The 17,759-nt window shown below is 52.5% G+C and carries 17 protein-coding genes and 2 tRNA genes; 13 read left to right on the top strand and 6 right to left on the bottom strand.

The annotated features are described in order from the left end of the window. Nucleotides 1-15 precede the first annotated feature (15 nt). On the top strand, nt 16-1,254 hold the full coding sequence (gene ispG / locus EI42_RS01720; protein ID WP_111318197.1) for a flavodoxin-dependent (E)-4-hydroxy-3-methylbut-2-enyl-diphosphate synthase: 1,239 nt from the start codon (nt 16-18) through the stop codon (nt 1,252-1,254). Between the two features lie 39 nt (nt 1,255-1,293). On the opposite strand, the gene EI42_RS01715 is transcribed toward ispG, so the two are convergent. The 5 genes from EI42_RS01715 to EI42_RS01690 form a co-directional block, all read right to left on the bottom strand. Continuing rightward, entirely contained in the window at nt 1,294-1,686 is a 393-nt protein-coding gene (locus EI42_RS01715; protein ID WP_111318195.1) for a hypothetical protein, read from the bottom strand. Beyond that, nucleotides 1,680-1,937 (bottom strand): hypothetical protein, encoded by a 258-nt coding sequence (locus EI42_RS33040; RefSeq protein ID WP_111318193.1) that lies wholly within the window; start codon nt 1,935-1,937, stop codon nt 1,680-1,682. The genes EI42_RS01715 and EI42_RS33040 overlap by 7 nt, the downstream gene beginning before the upstream one ends. A 312-nt stretch (nt 1,938-2,249) precedes the next feature. Next, nucleotides 2,250-2,801 (bottom strand): hypothetical protein, encoded by a 552-nt coding sequence (locus EI42_RS01700; protein ID WP_111318189.1) that lies wholly within the window; start codon nt 2,799-2,801, stop codon nt 2,250-2,252. Between the two features lie 418 nt (nt 2,802-3,219). After that, nucleotides 3,220-3,293, bottom strand: a tRNA-Val gene (locus EI42_RS01695). A 34-nt stretch (nt 3,294-3,327) separates the two neighbouring features. Next, nucleotides 3,328-3,404: transfer RNA gene (locus EI42_RS01690), tRNA-Val, on the bottom strand. A 252-nt stretch (nt 3,405-3,656) separates the two neighbouring features. On the opposite strand from EI42_RS01690, the gene EI42_RS01685 reads away from it, so the two are divergent. From EI42_RS01685 to EI42_RS01635, 11 genes are all read left to right on the top strand, one after another. After that, nucleotides 3,657-6,149, top strand: a complete 2,493-nt coding sequence (locus tag EI42_RS01685; RefSeq protein WP_111318187.1) for a CHAP domain-containing protein — start codon at nt 3,657-3,659, stop codon at nt 6,147-6,149. Between the two features lie 114 nt (nt 6,150-6,263). Beyond that, the gene (aroB, locus tag EI42_RS01680; RefSeq protein WP_170142281.1) at nt 6,264-7,940 is read left to right on the top strand and encodes a 3-dehydroquinate synthase; all 1,677 of its coding nucleotides are present in this window, start codon (nt 6,264-6,266) and stop codon (nt 7,938-7,940) included. After that, nucleotides 7,937-8,392 (top strand): type II 3-dehydroquinate dehydratase, encoded by a 456-nt coding sequence (gene aroQ / locus EI42_RS01675; protein ID WP_111318183.1) that lies wholly within the window; start codon nt 7,937-7,939, stop codon nt 8,390-8,392. The genes aroB and aroQ overlap by 4 nt, the downstream gene beginning before the upstream one ends. Nucleotides 8,393-8,599: 207 nt before the next feature. Beyond that, the gene (locus EI42_RS01670) at nt 8,600-9,703 is read left to right on the top strand and encodes a M24 family metallopeptidase (RefSeq protein ID WP_111318181.1); all 1,104 of its coding nucleotides are present in this window, start codon (nt 8,600-8,602) and stop codon (nt 9,701-9,703) included. 12 nt (nt 9,704-9,715) lie between these two features. Continuing rightward, nucleotides 9,716-10,273 (top strand): elongation factor P, encoded by a 558-nt coding sequence (efp, locus tag EI42_RS01665; RefSeq protein WP_111318179.1) that lies wholly within the window; start codon nt 9,716-9,718, stop codon nt 10,271-10,273. A gap of 58 nt (nt 10,274-10,331) precedes the next feature. Further along, nucleotides 10,332-10,826 carry an acetyl-CoA carboxylase biotin carboxyl carrier protein gene (locus EI42_RS01660; RefSeq protein ID WP_170142280.1) on the top strand — a complete coding sequence of 165 codons (495 nt, stop codon included), beginning with the start codon at nt 10,332-10,334 and terminating at the stop codon, nt 10,824-10,826. A gap of 6 nt (nt 10,827-10,832) precedes the next feature. Then, a complete protein-coding gene (xseA, locus tag EI42_RS01655) occupies nt 10,833-12,086 on the top strand; it encodes an exodeoxyribonuclease VII large subunit (RefSeq protein WP_111318175.1) in 1,254 nt (417 codons plus the stop codon). A gap of 48 nt (nt 12,087-12,134) precedes the next feature. Continuing rightward, nucleotides 12,135-12,368, top strand: coding sequence for an exodeoxyribonuclease VII small subunit (gene xseB, locus EI42_RS01650; protein ID WP_111318173.1), 234 nt, complete (start codon nt 12,135-12,137; stop codon nt 12,366-12,368). A 30-nt stretch (nt 12,369-12,398) separates the two neighbouring features. Then, a complete protein-coding gene (locus EI42_RS01645) occupies nt 12,399-12,842 on the top strand; it encodes a divergent PAP2 family protein (protein ID WP_111318171.1) in 444 nt (147 codons plus the stop codon). A 576-nt stretch (nt 12,843-13,418) separates the two neighbouring features. Continuing rightward, entirely contained in the window at nt 13,419-14,162 is a 744-nt protein-coding gene (locus EI42_RS01640) for a response regulator transcription factor (RefSeq protein WP_111318169.1), read from the top strand. 488 nt (nt 14,163-14,650) lie between these two features. Beyond that, nucleotides 14,651-15,046, top strand: coding sequence for a hypothetical protein (locus tag EI42_RS01635; protein WP_111318167.1), 396 nt, complete (start codon nt 14,651-14,653; stop codon nt 15,044-15,046). Nucleotides 15,047-15,060: 14 nt separating this feature from the next. Here the strand turns inward: EI42_RS01635 and EI42_RS01630 are convergent, their stop codons facing one another. Beyond that, entirely contained in the window at nt 15,061-15,738 is a 678-nt protein-coding gene (locus EI42_RS01630; RefSeq protein WP_111318165.1) for a sugar transferase, read from the bottom strand. A 441-nt stretch (nt 15,739-16,179) separates the two neighbouring features. On the opposite strand from EI42_RS01630, the gene EI42_RS01620 reads away from it, so the two are divergent. Further along, on the top strand, nt 16,180-17,307 hold the full coding sequence (locus EI42_RS01620; RefSeq protein ID WP_211325987.1) for a DegT/DnrJ/EryC1/StrS family aminotransferase: 1,128 nt from the start codon (nt 16,180-16,182) through the stop codon (nt 17,305-17,307). Nucleotides 17,308-17,759 lie beyond the last annotated feature (452 nt).

The following is a 17,759-nucleotide window of genomic DNA, read 5'->3' as shown; positions in this document are numbered from 1 at the left end:
GGAGTTATAACAATCATGCGAAGAAAGACCCGTCAAATTCGTATCGGTAATGTTCTGGTTGGTGGCGATGCTCCTGTTGTGGTGCAGTCGATGACAACGACGTATACTCGTGATGTCAAGTCAACGGTGGAGCAGATTCATCGCCTGCAAGACGTCGGCTGCGAAATTGTGCGTGTCGCCGTTCCTGAGATGGAAGATGCCGTTGTCCTGGGCGAGATCAAGAAGCAGATCCGCATTCCTCTGGTTGCCGATATTCACTATAACCCTGAGCTGGCAATGGAAGCCATTCGCCAGGGCGTTGATAAGGTTCGCATTAACCCGGGCAACCTGCTTGAGGGACGCACCTCTTTTGAACGAATCGTGCGTGCGGCGAAGGAGCGCGATATTGCTATGCGTATCGGTGTGAACTCCGGTTCTATTGATGCGCTGGACAAACAGGCACAGATGCAGCGTATTCAGGTTCGTCTCCGCGCCGATGGCACGCTTGAAAAGACTGATCCTGCCGAGGCCCGTCGCATTGAGCGTGAGCGACTCGCCGAGCGGATGGTCAACAAGGCACTTGAATATATTGGCTGGTGCGAGGAACTGGACTACCATAATGTGATCGTTTCGCTGAAGTCCTCCACTGTGTTGACCGCTGTCGAGGCGTATCGGCGTTTTGCGGAGCGCTCTGACTATCCGTTGCATCTTGGTATTACCGAGGCGGGAACTCTGGTGACAGGCGCGGTGAAGTCTGCGGTCGGTATGACGATGCTGCTTGCTGATGGGATTGGTGATACATTGCGCGTTAGCCTGAGCGCCGAGCCCGAGGAAGAGATCCCGGTTGCCTATGAGATCTTGAAGGCGCTGGAGCTGCGGAACCGCGGCGTTACTTTTGTGTCGTGCCCGTCCTGTGGCCGTGTTGAGATTGATGTGATCGGTGTGGCAAATGAGGTTGAAAAGCGCCTCTCGAAGGTTTCGACTCCGATTCATGTCGCGGTTATGGGCTGTGTGGTGAACGGCCCGGGCGAGTCGCGTGATGCAGATGTGGGTCTGGCAGGCGGAAAAGGAAAGGGTGTCATTTTCCGCAAGGGGAAGGTCGTTCGCACAGTGCCCGAGGATCAGTTCCTTGACGCAGTGCTTAAAGAGGTGGCATCTCTGCTGCCCGAGCACGAGGCCAGGCTGGTCTATCCAGAGGGTGGCATTCAGGATATTACGTATACTCACCGCACGCGCGATGAGGGCATGAACCTCCCGCTTGCTGCCAGAAACTGAAGCAAACGAAAAAAGAGCCTCTCGGATTACAAGAGAGGCTCACTTTTTTGCCTGTTTGATGATAGCCTTATCAAGATCGACCAGCGGAAGCTTCGTGCGAGCGACAATAAAGCCATTGAGTTGATCCTGCCAGCGGTGATAGTCGTCAAGGCTCATCTTTGGGTCTAGGTCTGGCTCCCAGAAGTGGCTGAAGGTCTTTTGCCAGCGTACGACTGTCTCCTTGCTTGCCAGTTCGTAATACGGCCCTTTCTTCCGTGAGAATGAGAGAGCCGGAGAACGATAGACAGAGAACAGCCGGGCCTCGTTCCTGCGCAGTTCGTTGGTTTTTGCTTGAAAATGGACCCTGATTCCCTGCTCGTCAATATCCTGGACGACCTGCTTGCGCTTTATGAGCCAGGTGGTGATGCTCAGAAAGATTCCCAGAATCAGCACACTGAAAGCGGCCCTATGAGCGGTTTTTTGGGGTACAGAATAAACGAGAGCGGCAACCAGAGGACAAGAGTTGCAATAAGCATTGAGACGAGGGTTGCTCGGAAGCTGGTTCGCTGCACAATCGTCTCTGGTTGAGGGAGTTCCTGAACCGCAATTGGCTGCTCTTCTGCCGCGAACTGTTCTTGCTGCTCAAATGCTCGTACGCGCGCCTTGCGGAGGCGCTGATAGTAGTGTCGGGCTCCGGGGAACAATGAGCAGGAGAAGTGAGCACAGCAGCAAGAATGCTCCTATCAGAATCAAGGTCAGAGAGAAGGTTTCAGATGGTCTGGTAAAGCTGAACTGGTATATGCCTGTTGCCAGGAAAAAGAGGCCCATTATGCCCAGAAACACGAATGACCAGAGTGCCTTTGAGAGGCTTGAGAAGGTGACTTCCTGAGGATCATGATGCCGATCAGCGGGGAAGGATCCCGGAGCGGCTGTTTATCATTGAAATCGAGCAGTGGTGGCTGTGTTCGCGCTTTGACAATGCCCGTGACCAGGCGAAACAGTTTATGCGCTTCTTGTTACCCCTGATTGCTCTCGATTCTCATAAGTGGCAGGTTGATTGCAACATTGTTCCAGCGCACAACGGTCTGGTCATCTGTCAGCTCATACGTCTGGAAGATCGGGTTGCGGCCCTGGGTATTGATGGCGTCGTAGCGAGCAAAGAGGCGTGCATCTTCCCAACGGATATGCTGTGTTTCTCCCAGGTAATGGGTAGTGACTCCCTCTTCTGTGACCTCGATGCTCTGAAAGTAGATCCGTCCATAGATCAGCGGAAAGAGAATGATAAGGAGAGCACATGGGAGCAGTATGCTGGATAGGACTATAAGGATACTTTCCAATTTAAGGGTGCTCAATGACAGCAGGACAACGAATATAGTGACTACTGCAAGCAGAATCAATGCACCATACAGAAGCAGTTTGAAGTTCGTCTTGACGCGGATGGTCTGGGGAAGTTGTGCTGATTCAATAGGCCACGGCTGACTGGCAGCAATAAAGGATTGCGCGTCATGTAGCGCGAGGGCCCGCCGTTGTGCGATGCGCTTCCAGAAGCGTTCCTTGCTGATTTGCATGACACAACTGCTGATGCTTCCTGCCAGCATGAGCAGACCTGGCAGTGCAAAAGTAACACTACGGGTTTGAAATGTAACCATGATAGAGATGGTCAGTGCGATGTAGCACAGAGCAAAAAACAAGTAAAAATGGGGAAGAGACGCTCGCGGCTGAGACGCTTTATCGCCGGATCTTGAATAGATGTATTTTCTGGTCGGGTCATTGTTCCCATTGCATCTCACCTCTGCTGTATAGACATATCACAGGTAAAAGAGGAAAATTTTTCTCAATTCTGAAATACCTATCTGTAATGAAATACGGGCGGCAAAAGGGAAGAGTTCTACTGCGAAGATTAGAAATAGGTGAGAGCTGTAAAAGAAGGAAGAATGCTCGCAGCCAAAAAAGAAAAAACCTGACATTGAAACTGTCAGGTCTGGGTGGGCGGTACAGAACTCGAATCTGTGACCTCCACGATGTCAACGTGGCGCTCTAACCAACTGAGCTAACCGCCCGGGTATAGCTTGTTCGGGACAGTTCATCACTGTCTGGTGGGCGATACAGAACTCGAATCTGTGACCTCCACGATGTCAACGTGGCGCTCTAACCAACTGAGCTAATCGCCCTCGGTGGCTATTATGATAGCATGGGTAGATTCGGTTGTCAATAGATTTTGTACAGGTTTCTCCGGGACGAATGCCTGCAACTTCCTCCTACTGATTTGGGAATATCGGGAGAGAATGCTATAATTGAAAAATGTACTATTTGTTGCGTTCGCATTTTTACAATGGTAGCGCAAATGACATTGTTAGTAACGGAATTCTGAACTGAAGTCTGTCTGGCGCTCATTCTCAATTCGGCTAAGGAAGGCTGGTTTTATGCTGCTCGTCGTAGCTTGTAAACTGGTAGCGTGGTGTAGAAAAGCAACTGTAGGACATCGAATATCGGCGCTTCATATTTCCGGAGTAGTGTTGTTGCTGCTTGCCTCGCTGTTACCGGTCCTGCCTGTGCAGGCTTCGCCGATACGTATTGACTCTCATACCGTGAAGACGGGAGATGAGAATTGCAGCCGTGTCGGGTTTTCTCCGAGCGGGAACCCATTTCCTATTTGCCCCGGCCCCTATCCTGTTGGTGGAAATTGTGTCTGGTGGGCCTGGGAGCAGTGGCATTTACTCGGTTACGATCTCCCACGAAACTGGGGAAATGCGGCTGATTGGGTGGTCGATGCGCAGCGAAGCGGACTGCCAATGGGGACGACGCCTCGTGTTGGCGCTATTGCCGTTTTTCCGCGTGCCGATGGTGTATGGGCGTATGGTCTCCCCGGGCATGTAGCCTTTGTGACGAACGTCTATCCCGATGGGCAGACCTTCGATGTCACCTATCAAAATTATGGTGATCCAACACCTATGTATGTCGGAAGGCGGTACAATGCTGCTTATATCAATCAACCACAGTATCAGAATGGCCGCCTGCGCTTTATTTATTTCCCGCGTGAGATCGACCTGACGCTTTTTGCGCATCTGCCCGGCATCAATGGTAATCCCGCCGAGTCGATTGCACAAGCCAATCAGCAATTGATGCAGGCACAGCAGGCAGACACATCAAAAAATATGCAGAATAAGGTCGCGCTTGGCCTTTCTCCTGCCTCGTCCGATCAGGAATATAATGCTGATTTTACCGGGACGGGGACCAGCGATCTCTTGTTGTATAATCGCAAACAGGGAACGCTCAAGGTCCTGCATCTTGCGAAAGAGAAGAAAGACAAGTTGAAGGTGGTGGAGCTGGGTGATTCAATCACGCCTGCTGGAAAATGGGGCCCGATGCTGGATGTGCATCTCGGAGACTTTGACGGTTCAGGGACAACCGATATTCTGCTGTATGAACGCAATACCGGAAAAATACATCTCCTGGCTCTTACGCGCGAGCTGAAAATCAAGCAGCATGCGGTGCTTAATGGTGAGGGCCCGGGCTGGGAAGTGTATGCCGGGAAATTCGATGGGAAACGGAGTGCCCTCTTCATGTATCATCGTCTGGCGAATCCTTCGGCGTATCAGCCCGGCCCGACGGAGACGCAGCCCACGCCCTCGGTGACGCCAACCCAGACACCTACAGCTTCGCCAACGAAGATCCCTTCGCCGACGCCATCACCAACCAAACAGCCAACGGCTACGCCTTCGGTGAAGCCAACCCAGACGCCAACTCCTTCGCCGACGCAGGCTCCTTCGCCAACACCAACGACGAAACCATCTCCGTCACCGACTGTGAAACCATCTCCAACACCAACGGCGAAGCCATCACCTACGCCCTCGGTAAAGCCAACAGCTACCGTTACGCCGACACCAACGACGGTACCCGGCCTGAAGGCGACGCCATCGATCACTGTTCCGTTAGATCCAACGGTGCCTGCGATACCCACACCGACGGTGTCACCAACCCTATCGAGCATACAGGGTTCTCCTGTGGCTCTCTCTGCCCTCAATGCGACTTTGCCTCTACAGCCCACCAATGCAACGACCGAGGGTGAGCTGAGCGAAAGCAAGCTTCAGGAATGGGAGAAGCAGGGAAGACAACCAAACGTGATACTGCTCGACTTCGATAAGGATCTGAAGGTGCAGCACCGACAGGTGTATACGCTCTGGCATTCCAGTTGGGAGGTCTATACAGGACGCTTCTTGAGTCACGAGCAGGACGGCGTCTTCCTGTATGATCGTATTTCTGGCAAGGGGCGCATGATCGGCTTTAACGATCAACTGGGGTTACGCTATGCCAAGAACGTCAAGGATATCAAAGGCAACTGGATGGTTTACAGTGGCGACTTTCTCAATACCGGGCGTGCGCAATTGCTGCTCTATGATCCCGAGAACGGGCACGCGCGCATACTGGGCTTTAATCCCAAACTGACGCTTGAGAAAACAAAGACTTTTACCGACTGGGACTCGCATCTTGTGCTCTATGTTGGTCATTTCGGTACACCCGCTCTTGGCGTCATGCTCTATGATCCGCAGGAGGGGCGCAGCACCTTTATGACGTTCGATGCTTCGCTTCAGGTGAAGCAGATGTATGTCACGAAGAGCTGGGATGAACGCTATCAGATTTTGATCGGGGCGTTTGTTGATCGCTCGCACTGTACCAAACAAACCGAGAAAGAGTGCTTGCAGCAGGACGCGATTCTCGTGTTGAACCGGGAAACGGGCAAGATGCAGTACTATGTCTTCTCTTTTGGCCGCAAGGTCAAAGTGTTTGACAACCGCGTGCGAGCCTTTGAGCGGCATGGTATTGCCTCGGAGCAGTACATTGAAACGAAGGATACAACAACCTTTGACTTGATCTCAACCATCCAGACCTCGATCAAAGATGAGGAACTCTACTAGAGAACCGTAAGAGCTCTGGAAAGGCATCCTCCGACGGATATGCTGATCTGAAAGGGTACAGAAAGATCAGAAAGAGTCTCGCTCCGGAGGATGCCTCGTGATACAATAGCGTACATGCGAAATGTATTTTTGATCGGACTGTCAGGTAGTGGCAAGAGTACGATTGCTCGTCTCCTTGCGCAGCGGCTACAGCGTCCGCTATTCGACCTTGATCTGTTGATCGAGCAAAAGGCAGGTATGAGCATCCCCGCCATTTTTGCGCAACACGGCGAGCGCTATTTCCGCGAATGTGAGCGTGTTGTTCTGGCCGAGGCGGTGCAGCAGCAGGCAGGAGCAGTCATTGCGACCGGCGGTGGGATCGTGAGCGAGGCTGCCAACCGTGCCCTTATGAGCGAGCATGGAGTGAGGGTCTTCTTGTATGTTGAGCCGGAAGTAGCTTTGCAACGCTTGCTCGCTCAGCACAGGACCGCGATAGAGCGAGGAGAGCAACCAGAAACACGCCCCTTGCTTGAGGGTTCTGATCCACTGGCGCGGCTTCAAAACCTGCTCGCATTGCGCCATCAGTGGTATGCGGAGGCCGAACATACCTGCCACGTTCAGGGAAAATCTGTTGAACAGATTACATCGGAGATTATAGCCATGCTCGTGAGTTCGGGTGCTCTGGAAGGGGCTGAGCCGCTTGTGCGTCATATACAGGCTGGCTCTGGATACGATGCTATTGTTGAATGGGGTGGCTTGGGTCGTTTACCACAGTATCTCAAGCAGGTACAAGCATCATCTCGCGTCTTTCTGTTTACCGATAGCCATCTTGCGCCGCTCTATGCCGACACGCTGCTACAGAATCTTACTGGCGCGGGTTTTGAACCGCACCTCTATGTGGTTCCTGCCGGTGAAGAAAGCAAATCCATGGCACAGCTTGGCGCTATCTATGATTGGCTGGTCGAGCAGCGAGCTGAGCGGCGCGAAACGCTGATCGCTTTTGGGGGCGGCGTCATCGGGGATCTGATCGGCTTTGTGGCGGCGTCGTATTTGCGCGGCGTTCCTCTGGTGCAGGTGCCAACCTCGCTGCTTGCCCAGGTGGACTCGGCAATTGGCGGCAAAACAGGGATCAACCATCCCCGGGGCAAGAATCTGATTGGCGCGTTTTATCATCCGCGTCTGGTTCTCGCTGATCCCGCAGTGCTGCTTACGCTGCCTGTGCGCCCTCGAACGGAGGGATGGGCAGAAATCGTTAAATATGGTATGATTGTGGACGCCGAGTTATTTTCGCTGTTGGAGGCACACCAGGACTCGTTGCGGGAATTCTCTCCTCCGCCTGTTGCGTTGCTTTCACAGATTATTGCTCGTAGTATTGATCTCAAGGCGAGCGTGATCGAGAGCGATGAACGAGAGCAGGGGCTGCGTGCGATTCTGAACTATGGTCATACCATCGGGCATGCGCTGGAAAGCGTGGCCGGATATGGTGAGTGGCTGCATGGTGAGGCTGTCTCGCTTGGCATGGTCGCGGCTGCTGCCATTGCTTATGAGGCCGGGATGTTCTCTGCCGAAGAGATGGCGCGTCAAAACGCGCTGCTGGCTGCACTCGGGCTGCCGACCGAATATCGGGGAGATGTTCGGGCAGAAGATATTCTGGCAAAAATACAGCTTGACAAAAAGGTCGTGGGAAAGCGTGTGCGCTGGATTATGCCCCGCCGTATCGGAGAGGTAGAGATTACCGAGATGCCCGACGAACTGGTAACTCGTGTGGTGACAGCTTTCTTTGGGCAGAAGAAGGGATCGCAAGGCGAATGAAGTCTATTCTTGTGCTGAATGGACCAAACCTCAATACGCTGGGAAAGCGTGAGCCTGCCATTTATGGCTCGATGACTCTGGAGCGGATACAGGAGTTGATCTGTGCGCGTGGTAGGGAGCTCTCGGTTTCAGTCCAATGTTTTCAGTCCAATCATGAGGGAGCCCTGATTGATTATATGCAGCAGCATGCTGAACAGGCGGATGGCATGATTATCAATCCAGGGGCTCTGACCCATTATTCCATTGCTCTCCGTGATGCGATTGCCGCGCTGCCATTTCCGACGATTGAGGTGCATATCAGCAATATCTATGCGCGCGAGCCGTTCAGACATCACTCCGTCATCGCGGCGGTCTGTCAGGGACATATTGCCGGGCTTGGCTGGCGTGGCTATGTCCTGGCTCTGGAAGCACTGGTTGATCAGCTTCAATCCCGGGTTGAGCGGGCGGTATAATGAGGGCATATTGAAGAAAGATTCCCGTTGCGGGAACGAAACAGGAGGTTTGAAAGGCGACCCCGCTGATGTTCCAGGAACAGCGAGTCGTTGCCTGCGCCCCCTGATACGACAGTATGTATCCCTTTCGCATATCGAGATGAAGGCTTGCAGCGCCTGAACGGTTGCTGAGGGTTGAAAGAAAAAAGAAAAAGAAGAGAAGGTATTATGAGTCAGAAGAGTCTCGCCGAGCTACGTACATGGTTGGCTGAACAGGAACTTGATGCCTTCCTGGTCTCCGATGCAATGAATCGCTCATACCTGAGCGGCTGGTATAACGAAGATACCGAGAGTGCGGGTTGGTTGCTGGTCGGGCCGGAGCAACAGTATATTTTGACTAATCACCTGTACGCGGAAGAGGCCGAAAAAGAGGCGGCAGGCTGGACAGTTGTACTTCCTGAGGCGCGCCAATACGCGGCGGCAGTCGTGACCCATGCGCAGAAGCATGGCTGGAAGAAGATTGGCTTTGAGTCGCATGCGCTCAGCTTTGCTGTGTATGAGCAGTTACGGTCTCTTGGTGAAAGTGTCTACACGCTTCACCCCTATGAGAGCAGCAGCATTGAAGCCAGCCGCGTGGTCAAGCAGCCGCATGAGCTTGATCTGCTCCGCAAGGCTTTTGAGATTACCGATGCCGCATTCGCCCATATTTGTGAGTGGATTCAGCCGGGGATGACCGAGAAGCAAGTCCTCTGGGAGATCTACACCAAAATCGTTGAGCTTGGCGGCGATTCTGCCGGCCTGTGGGGAATTGTTGCTTCTGGCCCTAATGGCTCTATGCCGCATGCGCAGCCATCTGAGCGCCAGATTCAGCGTGGCGAGTTCATCACGATTGATATGGGAGCTCGCTATAAGGGCTATCATGCCGATATGACTCGTACTTTCTCGCTTGGTGAGCCGACCGATCCCCAGATGCGCGAGGTCTGGGAGGCTGTCCATTTCGCGATGAAGGAATGTGAGGCCGGTTTGCGTGCCGGAGTCAATGGTGTGGCGGCGGATGCGCTTGCCCGGAACGCGTTGGAGATGAAGAATCTGGCACAATACTATGTGCATAGCACCGGACATGGCGTGGGCTTACAGATTCACGAGGCTCCCAGCCTCTCACAACGCGCTCCGCAGGATGTCGAGCTTCCCGCTGGCTCGGTCGTGACTATTGAGCCCGGAGTCTACATTCCCGGCAAGGGTGGCGTCCGCCTTGAAGATTCTGCGCTGATAACCGAAAATGGAATCGAGATTTTAACGAAGTCACCATGCGTGATGGTACTTCCGAAATAGAAGGAGTAATGCATGATTACGACAGGCGACCTGAAGAAGGGTTTAACAATTGAGGTTGAGGGGCAGCCCTGCCAGATTCTTGACTGGCAGCATATTAAGATGGGCCGTGGTGGTGCAATTGTGCGCTTGAAGACCCGCAACCTGCGCACTGGCGCGATTACAGATCGCTCCTATGATGCTGGTGAGCGCTTCAAGAGACTGTATCTGGATCGCTCGAATGTTATCTATCAGTACAATGATGGCCAGTTCTATCACTTCATGGACAACAGCACCTATGAGGATATCGCCCTGACCGAAGAGCAGCTTGGCGACGCGAAGAACTATCTCATTGATAACATGGAACTGGATATCGTTCGCTACAACGACGAGCCAATTTCGGTTGAGCTTCCTGAAAAAGTCGTTCTCAAGGTGACATATACTGAGCCCGGCTTCAAGGGTGATACTGCTACCGGTGGCTCCAAGCCAGCAACAACTGAGACCGGTTTTGTTGTTCAGGTTCCGCTGTTCGTAAATATCGGAGATTCGATCCGCGTCAATACGTCTACCGGGCAGTATGTAGAGCGAGTGTAGGGGATTCTTCCCCTCCTCCCTCTGACAAAAAATCTAGTATATGGAGTCTAAAGGCATTATGGATAGCGGTACACTGGCTTCCTCGAACGGGGATTACCGCGTTTCACAGGAAGAATATATTAAGGTAGAGCAATTGAAGCGCCTTGTCCAGATGATGGACAAAAGCGATGTATCTGAGATAGAGGTGAAGCAGAGTGCGGCGGGAACTCGTCTCGTCCTGCGGAAGGCCAAACTCGCAGAGAGTGGCACAAAGGATATCGTAGAGGTTGTAGAGGAGAGCGAAGAAGCCCCCGAGGTTGAGAAGAAGTTTACCGTGACCGCTCCGCTTGTTGGCATTTTCCACCCCTGGGCCAAACCAAAGGGAAAGGCGCTGGTCTCTGTTGGCGATAAGGTCAAAGCCGGGCAGTTGATCGGTACGATTCAATCCCTGAATGTCTTGAATGAGGTTGAGACATCGGTTGCTGGCCGAGTGCTGGAAGTGCTGGTTCAAGATGGGCAGCCGGTTGAATATGGCCAGCCACTGGTGACTCTTGATATCGCTGAGGAGGCGTAGGAAGCTATGTCTGCCATGCATCCCGGGTATCTGCCGGGCTTTGCCGATGAATGGAGCGTTTCGGCTCTCTCCCGTTACCTGAAAGAGCTTTTGGAGACGGATGATGTTGTGCGATACGTTCGGGTGCATGGCGAAGTCTCCAACTGTAAGACGTATCCCTCCGGTCATTGTTATTTTACACTGAAGGATCAGGACGCGCAGCTCAACTGCGTCTTCTTCAAACAGGCAAGGTTGCGCTCTGAGGCCCCTACTCTACGGAATGGCATGGCCTTATCCGCAGAGGGACGGATTTCATTTTATGATCGCGATGGCAAGCTACAGCTTTATGTTGAGAATGTTACGCCACATGAGGGGCCGGGAGTGCTGTTTGAGCGTTTTCAGCGTTTGAAGGAACTGCTGGAAGCGGAAGGACTATTTGCTCCGGAACGCAAGCGACCGCTGCCAGCGCAGCCCGAGGTGATCGGTATCGTGACCTCGCTTCAGGCGGCTGCGTTGCGCGATATGCTCTATATGCTCCGAACCCGATATCCGCTGGCGCGGGTGATTCTGGCGCCTGCTCTGGTGCAGGGAGAAGACGCCCCGGCTTCCATCGCGGCGGCGCTGGATCTGCTAAACGAGCATGATGAGGCCGAGGTCATCATTGTGGGTCGGGGCGGGGGGTCCATTGAGGAACTCTGGGCCTTTAATGAAGAGGTAGTCGCCCGGGCTATTGCGCGTTCTCGTATCCCTGTGATTAGCGCTGTCGGCCATGAAACAGACTTTACCATTGCGGATCTGGTGGCCGATTATCGGGCGCCCACACCAACGGCAGCGGCCACAGTGGCCGTCCCCGATATCGCCGATTGGCAGGCGCAGCTTACAGTGCTTCAGCGTCAACTCGTGGATGCTATGCTTGAGCGCCTGAAAGAGCTCACAGACGAGGTTGAGAGCGTGCAGCGGGAGCTTGAGCGTGTCAGCCCGTTAAATATGATCGACGCTTATCAGCAGCGAATTGATAGTCTGACCGCCAGTTTGCAAATCTCGATGCGGCATCATATTTCGTTATATCAGGAACGTTTGCACGGTCTGGCGCTTCAGCTTCATTCTTTGAGTCCTCTGCTGACGATTGCTCGCGGCTATGCCGTGGTGCGGCGCGCCCGGGATCAGCAACCGGTGACTAGTACTCAGCAGGTCCAGGCGGGTGAAAACTTGACGATTCAGGTTCAAGATGGCACTATTCCTGTACAGGTTCTCGCTGAGCACATCCAGTCTACCGGGTAAAGGTGCTTGTCAGGCGCTCTGCCGGGCAAAAACACATGAGGTGAAATAATGGAAGAGCAGCTTTCATTTGAAGAAGCGTTTGCACGTCTCGAAGAGGCGGTTGCAGCGTTGCAAGATGGCAAACTTCCCCTGGAACGGGCCCTCAGCACGTATCAGCAGGGAATGGCTCTGGCTCAGTATTGTAATGAGATGCTCCAGCAGGCCGAGCTCACGGTGCAACAGCTCTCTGTTGACGACAGCGGCTCGCCGGTCGTGCACTCGCTGGATGGATTGAACGAATAAAAGGAATGAGGAGAGATTCCTTACTGACAGATGGTGAATAACTCTTTGTTTGATAACCGAGTTTTATGGGCCGCGGTTCTTGCATGGGCAATTGCCCAGATCAGTAAGACTATCTATGAGGTGATTCGCGAACGGAGATTGCTGCTCGGGCGTCTGGTCTCCTCTGGCGGCATGCCAAGTTCTCATTCGGCGCTGGTCACGGGCCTGGCAACTGCAACCGCTCGTATTGTTGGCATTGGTTCTCCGGAGTTTGCCATTGCCGCGGTTCTGGCCGGGATTGTGATGTACGATGCGGCTGGTGTCCGGCGGGCGGTCAGTATTCAAGCACGAATTCTGAACCAGATGATAGATGAGGCATTTCAAGGACGACCGTTTGCTGAAAAACGCCTGCGTGAGCTGATCGGCCACACACCATTTCAGGTGTTTGTGGGCGGCCTGCTTGGAGTATGCATCGGCCTTCTTATGACGGTCTGATTCTTGTCCTCCATTAGTACTTTTGAGTAGTCATACGCTTCCTGTTTTCGTCGTTTTCGGAGTCTCTCCTGCGACGAAAACTGATAAGCAGTCTTATCTACTTTACTGTCTGCCAAACCCCCTATCATATTGTAAGTGAAGCAGCTTCTGTGGCTGTTTGAAGCCCTCTTGGTTCTGGTCTCGCTTCTCTGGTTGGTGATCTTTTGCAGGGGGCTCTGCTGCTCCTGATTCATCTCTTTGATTGTGCGGACGTTGCACTTTTCATGGGTGGTAAAATAGTTCTATGCACCTCATGTCCATTATTGAAAAGTGCAAATGGATCGGCTATAGTTACCTCTAGAGTATCGGGACTACCGAGATAGAGCGAGCAAGGGATAGTACGATTATATATAGGCACTCTACCGGTTGTCTGATCCTGTCTTATGCTTCGTTTGATGCAATGCGAGGCCGCATATCTGCTTGATGTCATTGCATGCATTCCTGAAAAGCACAATAGATGTTTGCCCTTTATACCCTGCTACTACTTACGCTCTTATTGGATGAGAGTGATTGTCTTATATAAGGGGAGTAAATGCGATGAAATTATTAATTATTGATAGTGATCGCGATCTTGTCGAAATGCTAACAAGCTGGTTGAAGACATTGGGACATGAGGTGTATCGAGCTTTTACCGAAGAGAAGGCGAGAATCGAATGGCAAGAACGTCGCCCTGATCTGGTGATTGCTGATCCTGCGATGCGTGACGCTGACATTCTGGAATTGTATCGTGAAATGCGCACCAAGCATGACGCCCTCCTCCTGATTTTGACCGATGGGAAAGATGTACAGGACGAGGTACGTTGTCTGGAATCCGGGGCCGACGACTATCTGCGTAAGCCGTTTTTCCCCTCGCAGTTGCTGGCCCGAATTCGCGCTATCAGCCGTCGCTCACGCGCAACGCTGGAACGCCGCCCCTCCTCCATTATCAAGGTTGGCCCTCTTTGTGTTGACTCCCTGCATAATGAAGTGACGATTCATGGTAAAACCGCCCGCTTGACTCCCACCGAGAGTAAGCTGCTGCATCTGCTAGCAATCAATGCTAATGATGTGTGTACTGCTGGACAGATTGTAACCCATGTATGGGGCTATGATGGGGATGGAGATACCTGTTTAATTAAGGCGCATATTCGTCATTTGCGCCAGAAGATCGAACCCAACCCCGGGAATCCTCGCTATATTTTGACCGTGCCTGGCGTGGGATATACTTTGATCCGGCGCAATGAGGATCTCGACCAGGAGAGCGTTTCTGACGCCTGCTCTTTGCGTGTAGCGGCGCTGTAACAAAAGGCGTGTGAAAAGAAGAGCGTGGTATAAGCTCTTCTTTTTTTATGCCAAGTTGCAAACTCTCAACATGCCCGTGTTGCATATCACCATTTTTTCTCACCTTTCTCTATCGCCTCTGCACATCGATAAGGTAAGGTTGGTAGTGAGAGTGGCGAGGCGGTTTTGTGAATGAAACCGGGATGCGAAAGGTTGAGCTCTTGGGCTCATAGCGTTGAGCTCGCTTCCGGTAAAAGAGCAGGTGTCATCTGGCACTGTTCGGACGGCGGTCGTGCGTTCACAAGGGTTGCGAAGGGATGCAATCAAGCGCATCGCGCGAAAGGCGAGCAGAAAAGCCCTGTTGAATCCTGTAATGACTGGATGTCCGCTGTCTGCTACCGTGGAGACAGCAACCGAGGGCTGTTTGCATGCCAGACGGTGCAAAGAGGCGCTCTTCCTTGTTTGTGTATTTCTGGTCAGGAGGTAAGCAAAGTCGGAAAATGGTACACATGCGAGTAAAATCGAAGGCTCTCCCGAAGCCTATCACACGTCCCGCTGTTATTCCTGGCCTGCGTGATTTACGCCATATACCTCATCGCTATCGGCGGTTATTGCCTCTACAGGTGATGCAGAAATATCAATGTGCAGTGATTGGAAAAGAGGGGAAGCTATTGACGGTTGCGGTGGTAGCTCAGCCAAAGGTTGATTTATATGGATTTATCTATCGGTTAACGGGCTGTGCGCCATTCTTTGTGCTGATTGATCCGTTCCGTATGCATCTTTTGCTCCAACGGGTTGAACGCTTTGAGCGGCAACGCACGCGACTGGTCGACCCCTATTCTCCCTATCATCCGCTTCGTGTGCGTCCGCTCTTCTCCCTGCTTCCCTGCCATCTCTCAAAATAGGAGAAGAGCTGATCTTACGCGCCTCCGCGTCCCAGGATCATCACCGGGATCGTCAGGATGATCAGCTTCAGATCCTGCCAGATTGACTGCATTTGAAGGTATTCGATATCCATTTCAATCATGTCTTGAAAGGAGACACGAGAACGTCCGTAGACCTGCCAGGTGCCAGTACAACCCGGTTTGCCACAGAGGCGGAGCCATTCTCGTTCGGTGTACATCTCGACCTCATAGGGCAGGGGAGGCCGTGGGCCAACCAGCGACATTTCACCGCGTAGTACGTTCCAGAACTGTGGCAGTTCATCGAGGCTCGTCTTGCGGATAATGCGCCCGACGCGGGTTACGCGTGGATCATTACGGAACTTGTAAGCGAGAGAGGGATCACCGGAGGTGTCGAGTTTGCCACCGTTCATAAAGAGTTTGATCTTCTCTTTGTGGATGTTCTGGTCACTGTTTACATACATAGATCGGAATTTGAGCATCTCGAAGACACGGCCATCCTGTCCGATGCGTTTTTGTCGGAAAAAGACCGGTCCTTCTGAGTCAAGCTTGATGCAGATGGCGATCAAAATGACGACGAACAGGAGAAGAGGGGCTGCAAGCAATGTAATCACAATATCCAGAAGCCGCTTTACTTTGAGATACGTAGGATTAAATGTGATAATACTGGCCTGTTCTTGCTGCAATACAGCCATACGGTTCGTTCCTCCCTCGGTGGCATCATGAGATCCGGGTTCCTTATGTCATCTTACCGCGCCTCGGTGTATAACTGGTGAGAAAATGTATGGAGATATGGTAAAAAGTAGGGGCTTTGGTGGAAATACGTCGATATGGGGCCTGGCCGGAAGTTCTTTCTCATGCTGAATAGCGGGGAGCGGCTCAGACAGCAGGCATCTCTTTTCTTCCGGTTTGCTTTTATGGGGAGAATGGCGCATTCTGTCCTTTCCTGTTGGATAGGTTGGAAGCGTGCAGACGGAAATGGAGAACGCAGCGATCAGTGTCAAGTCTTCTCAACTCTGATTGGGTAGATTTACCTATCTTCTACCTGTTTGAGCATCTCTCTGCTACTCTCGTGTGCTACAGTTGCGATAGAAACAAATCAACCCTGTTGAACTAGCTAAAGGAGTGAAAGGTAAGTGCCTTCTCTGAAAGTGCCTCTTGTTGATTTACGCGCACAGTATATGACGCTCAAAGGTGAGATTTTGCGTGCGTTTGAAGAGGTTCTGGATAGCATGCAGCTCTTTCTTGGGCCCAGGACACAGGCCTTTGAGGAACAGTTTGCGGCATTCTGTGGCTGTCGCTATGGTGTCGGCAACTCGTCCGGTACCGAGGCTCTGGCCCTGGCGCTTCGTGCTTGCGATATTGGCCCGGGTGATGAAGTCATCACCGTTTCCAACACCTTTATCGCAACCGTTGAGGCCATCGCACAGGTGGGAGCTACGCCAGTTTTTGTGGATGTTGATCCAGAAACCTATTTAATGGACTGGCGTCAATTGGAGCGGGTGGTAACGCCGCGCACGCGGGCACTTCTACCCGTGCATCTTTATGGGCACGCGGTGGAAATGGGACCCGTTATGGAGTTTGCCCGTTCCCATAACTTACGTGTGATCGAAGATGCCTCACAGGCGCATGGTGCCACCTATCAGGGGCAGCGCGTGGGCAGCTTTGGTGATATAGCCTGTTTCAGTCTGTATTTCAGTAAGAATATCGGTGCCTTTGGTGAGGCGGGTATCTGCACGACCAATGATGCTGAGCTGGCGGCGAAAATGCGGATGTTGCGCGATCATGGCTCGCGGGTGAAGTATCATCATGATCTGATCGGGGGAAACTGGCGCATGGATGAACTACAGGCGGCTGCGCTGCTGGTCAAGCTCCCTCACCTTGAGCGCTGGAACGAAGCGCGCCAGGTCCATGCTCGTGCCTATACCGAACAGTTGCGTGATGTGGTGGAAGCAGTCCCGGTAGAGCGACCGTGGGGAACGCATGTGTTTTGCTACTATGTCGTTCAGGTTCCGCAGCGTGATCGCTTCCGTGAGGCGTTGGAGCAGGAAGGAATCGGCACGAATATTCATTATCCCATCCCGATTCATCTCCAGCCATGTTGTGCCCGCTATGGTTATCAGCGTGGGTCGTTGCCGGTGACGGAAGCCGCTGCTGAGCGCATTGTCTCTTTACCGATGTACCCGGAACTGACCCCGGAACAGAGGCAAATGGTTATTGATGCTGTGAAGCGAAATGTCTCTTTGTTGGCCGCTCAAGCATAAACACGCCCCTCTCTCGTACAGATGAACAGGTTTGTGGGGAACTGGACGGGGAACATGTGGAAGGAGCTTTCATGCGCGTTCATGGAACAACCGCTCGCGGAGACGCGACCATGAAAAGAGGTGAAGTCCTTCTTGCTCTCGTCAAGGAGAGGCTTGTAACAGTCTGCTGAGGATTGTAGCACAGACACATACAGAAACAAACGGACACAGTATTGAGAAATGCGAGCAAGGCTCATGTATGCCTCTACGTAGAAAGGCATGGGGGTGAACTGCACATCCTTCTCCTCTCTGATATGAAGGCCGCAGGAACTATGTGAAAGCAGGCGAGACTCATGGCTCTGCATATAGTCCTGTTTTTACCTGCCAAACCGTTTGTGACGGAACCGGGTAAGCAATCTTCTCTTGAAATGGTGCTTTCACAATATGTCTATTCATATTGGGAGAAGGATGAA

Origin of the sequence: Thermosporothrix hazakensis, assembly GCF_003253565.1 — a bacterium.
Taxonomy (GTDB): Bacteria; Chloroflexota; Ktedonobacteria; order Ktedonobacterales; family Ktedonobacteraceae; genus Thermosporothrix; species Thermosporothrix hazakensis.
Note: the sequence above shows the minus strand (reverse complement) of the source record. Positions and strands in the feature narration are given on the sequence as shown.

Excerpts from the sequence above, each read along its gene's own strand:
- ispG (WP_111318197.1), top strand. The coding sequence starts at position 16 with ATGCGAAGAAAGACCCGTCAAATTCGTATCGGTAATGTTCTGGTTGGT.
- EI42_RS01700 (WP_111318189.1), bottom strand. The coding sequence starts at position 2,801 with ATGCAAATCAGCAAGGAACGCTTCTGGAAGCGCATCGCACAACGGCGG.
- EI42_RS01685 (WP_111318187.1), top strand. The coding sequence starts at position 3,657 with ATGCTGCTCGTCGTAGCTTGTAAACTGGTAGCGTGGTGTAGAAAAGCA.
- aroB (WP_170142281.1), top strand. The coding sequence starts at position 6,264 with ATGCGAAATGTATTTTTGATCGGACTGTCAGGTAGTGGCAAGAGTACG.
- aroQ (WP_111318183.1), top strand. The coding sequence starts at position 7,937 with ATGAAGTCTATTCTTGTGCTGAATGGACCAAACCTCAATACGCTGGGA.
- EI42_RS01670 (WP_111318181.1), top strand. The coding sequence starts at position 8,600 with ATGAGTCAGAAGAGTCTCGCCGAGCTACGTACATGGTTGGCTGAACAG.
- efp (WP_111318179.1), top strand. The coding sequence starts at position 9,716 with ATGATTACGACAGGCGACCTGAAGAAGGGTTTAACAATTGAGGTTGAG.
- EI42_RS01660 (WP_170142280.1), top strand. The coding sequence starts at position 10,332 with ATGGATAGCGGTACACTGGCTTCCTCGAACGGGGATTACCGCGTTTCA.
- xseA (WP_111318175.1), top strand. The coding sequence starts at position 10,833 with ATGTCTGCCATGCATCCCGGGTATCTGCCGGGCTTTGCCGATGAATGG.
- xseB (WP_111318173.1), top strand. The coding sequence starts at position 12,135 with ATGGAAGAGCAGCTTTCATTTGAAGAAGCGTTTGCACGTCTCGAAGAG.
- EI42_RS01645 (WP_111318171.1), top strand. The coding sequence starts at position 12,399 with ATGGTGAATAACTCTTTGTTTGATAACCGAGTTTTATGGGCCGCGGTT.
- EI42_RS01640 (WP_111318169.1), top strand. The coding sequence starts at position 13,419 with ATGAAATTATTAATTATTGATAGTGATCGCGATCTTGTCGAAATGCTA.
- EI42_RS01635 (WP_111318167.1), top strand. The coding sequence starts at position 14,651 with ATGCGAGTAAAATCGAAGGCTCTCCCGAAGCCTATCACACGTCCCGCT.
- EI42_RS01630 (WP_111318165.1), bottom strand. The coding sequence starts at position 15,738 with ATGGCTGTATTGCAGCAAGAACAGGCCAGTATTATCACATTTAATCCT.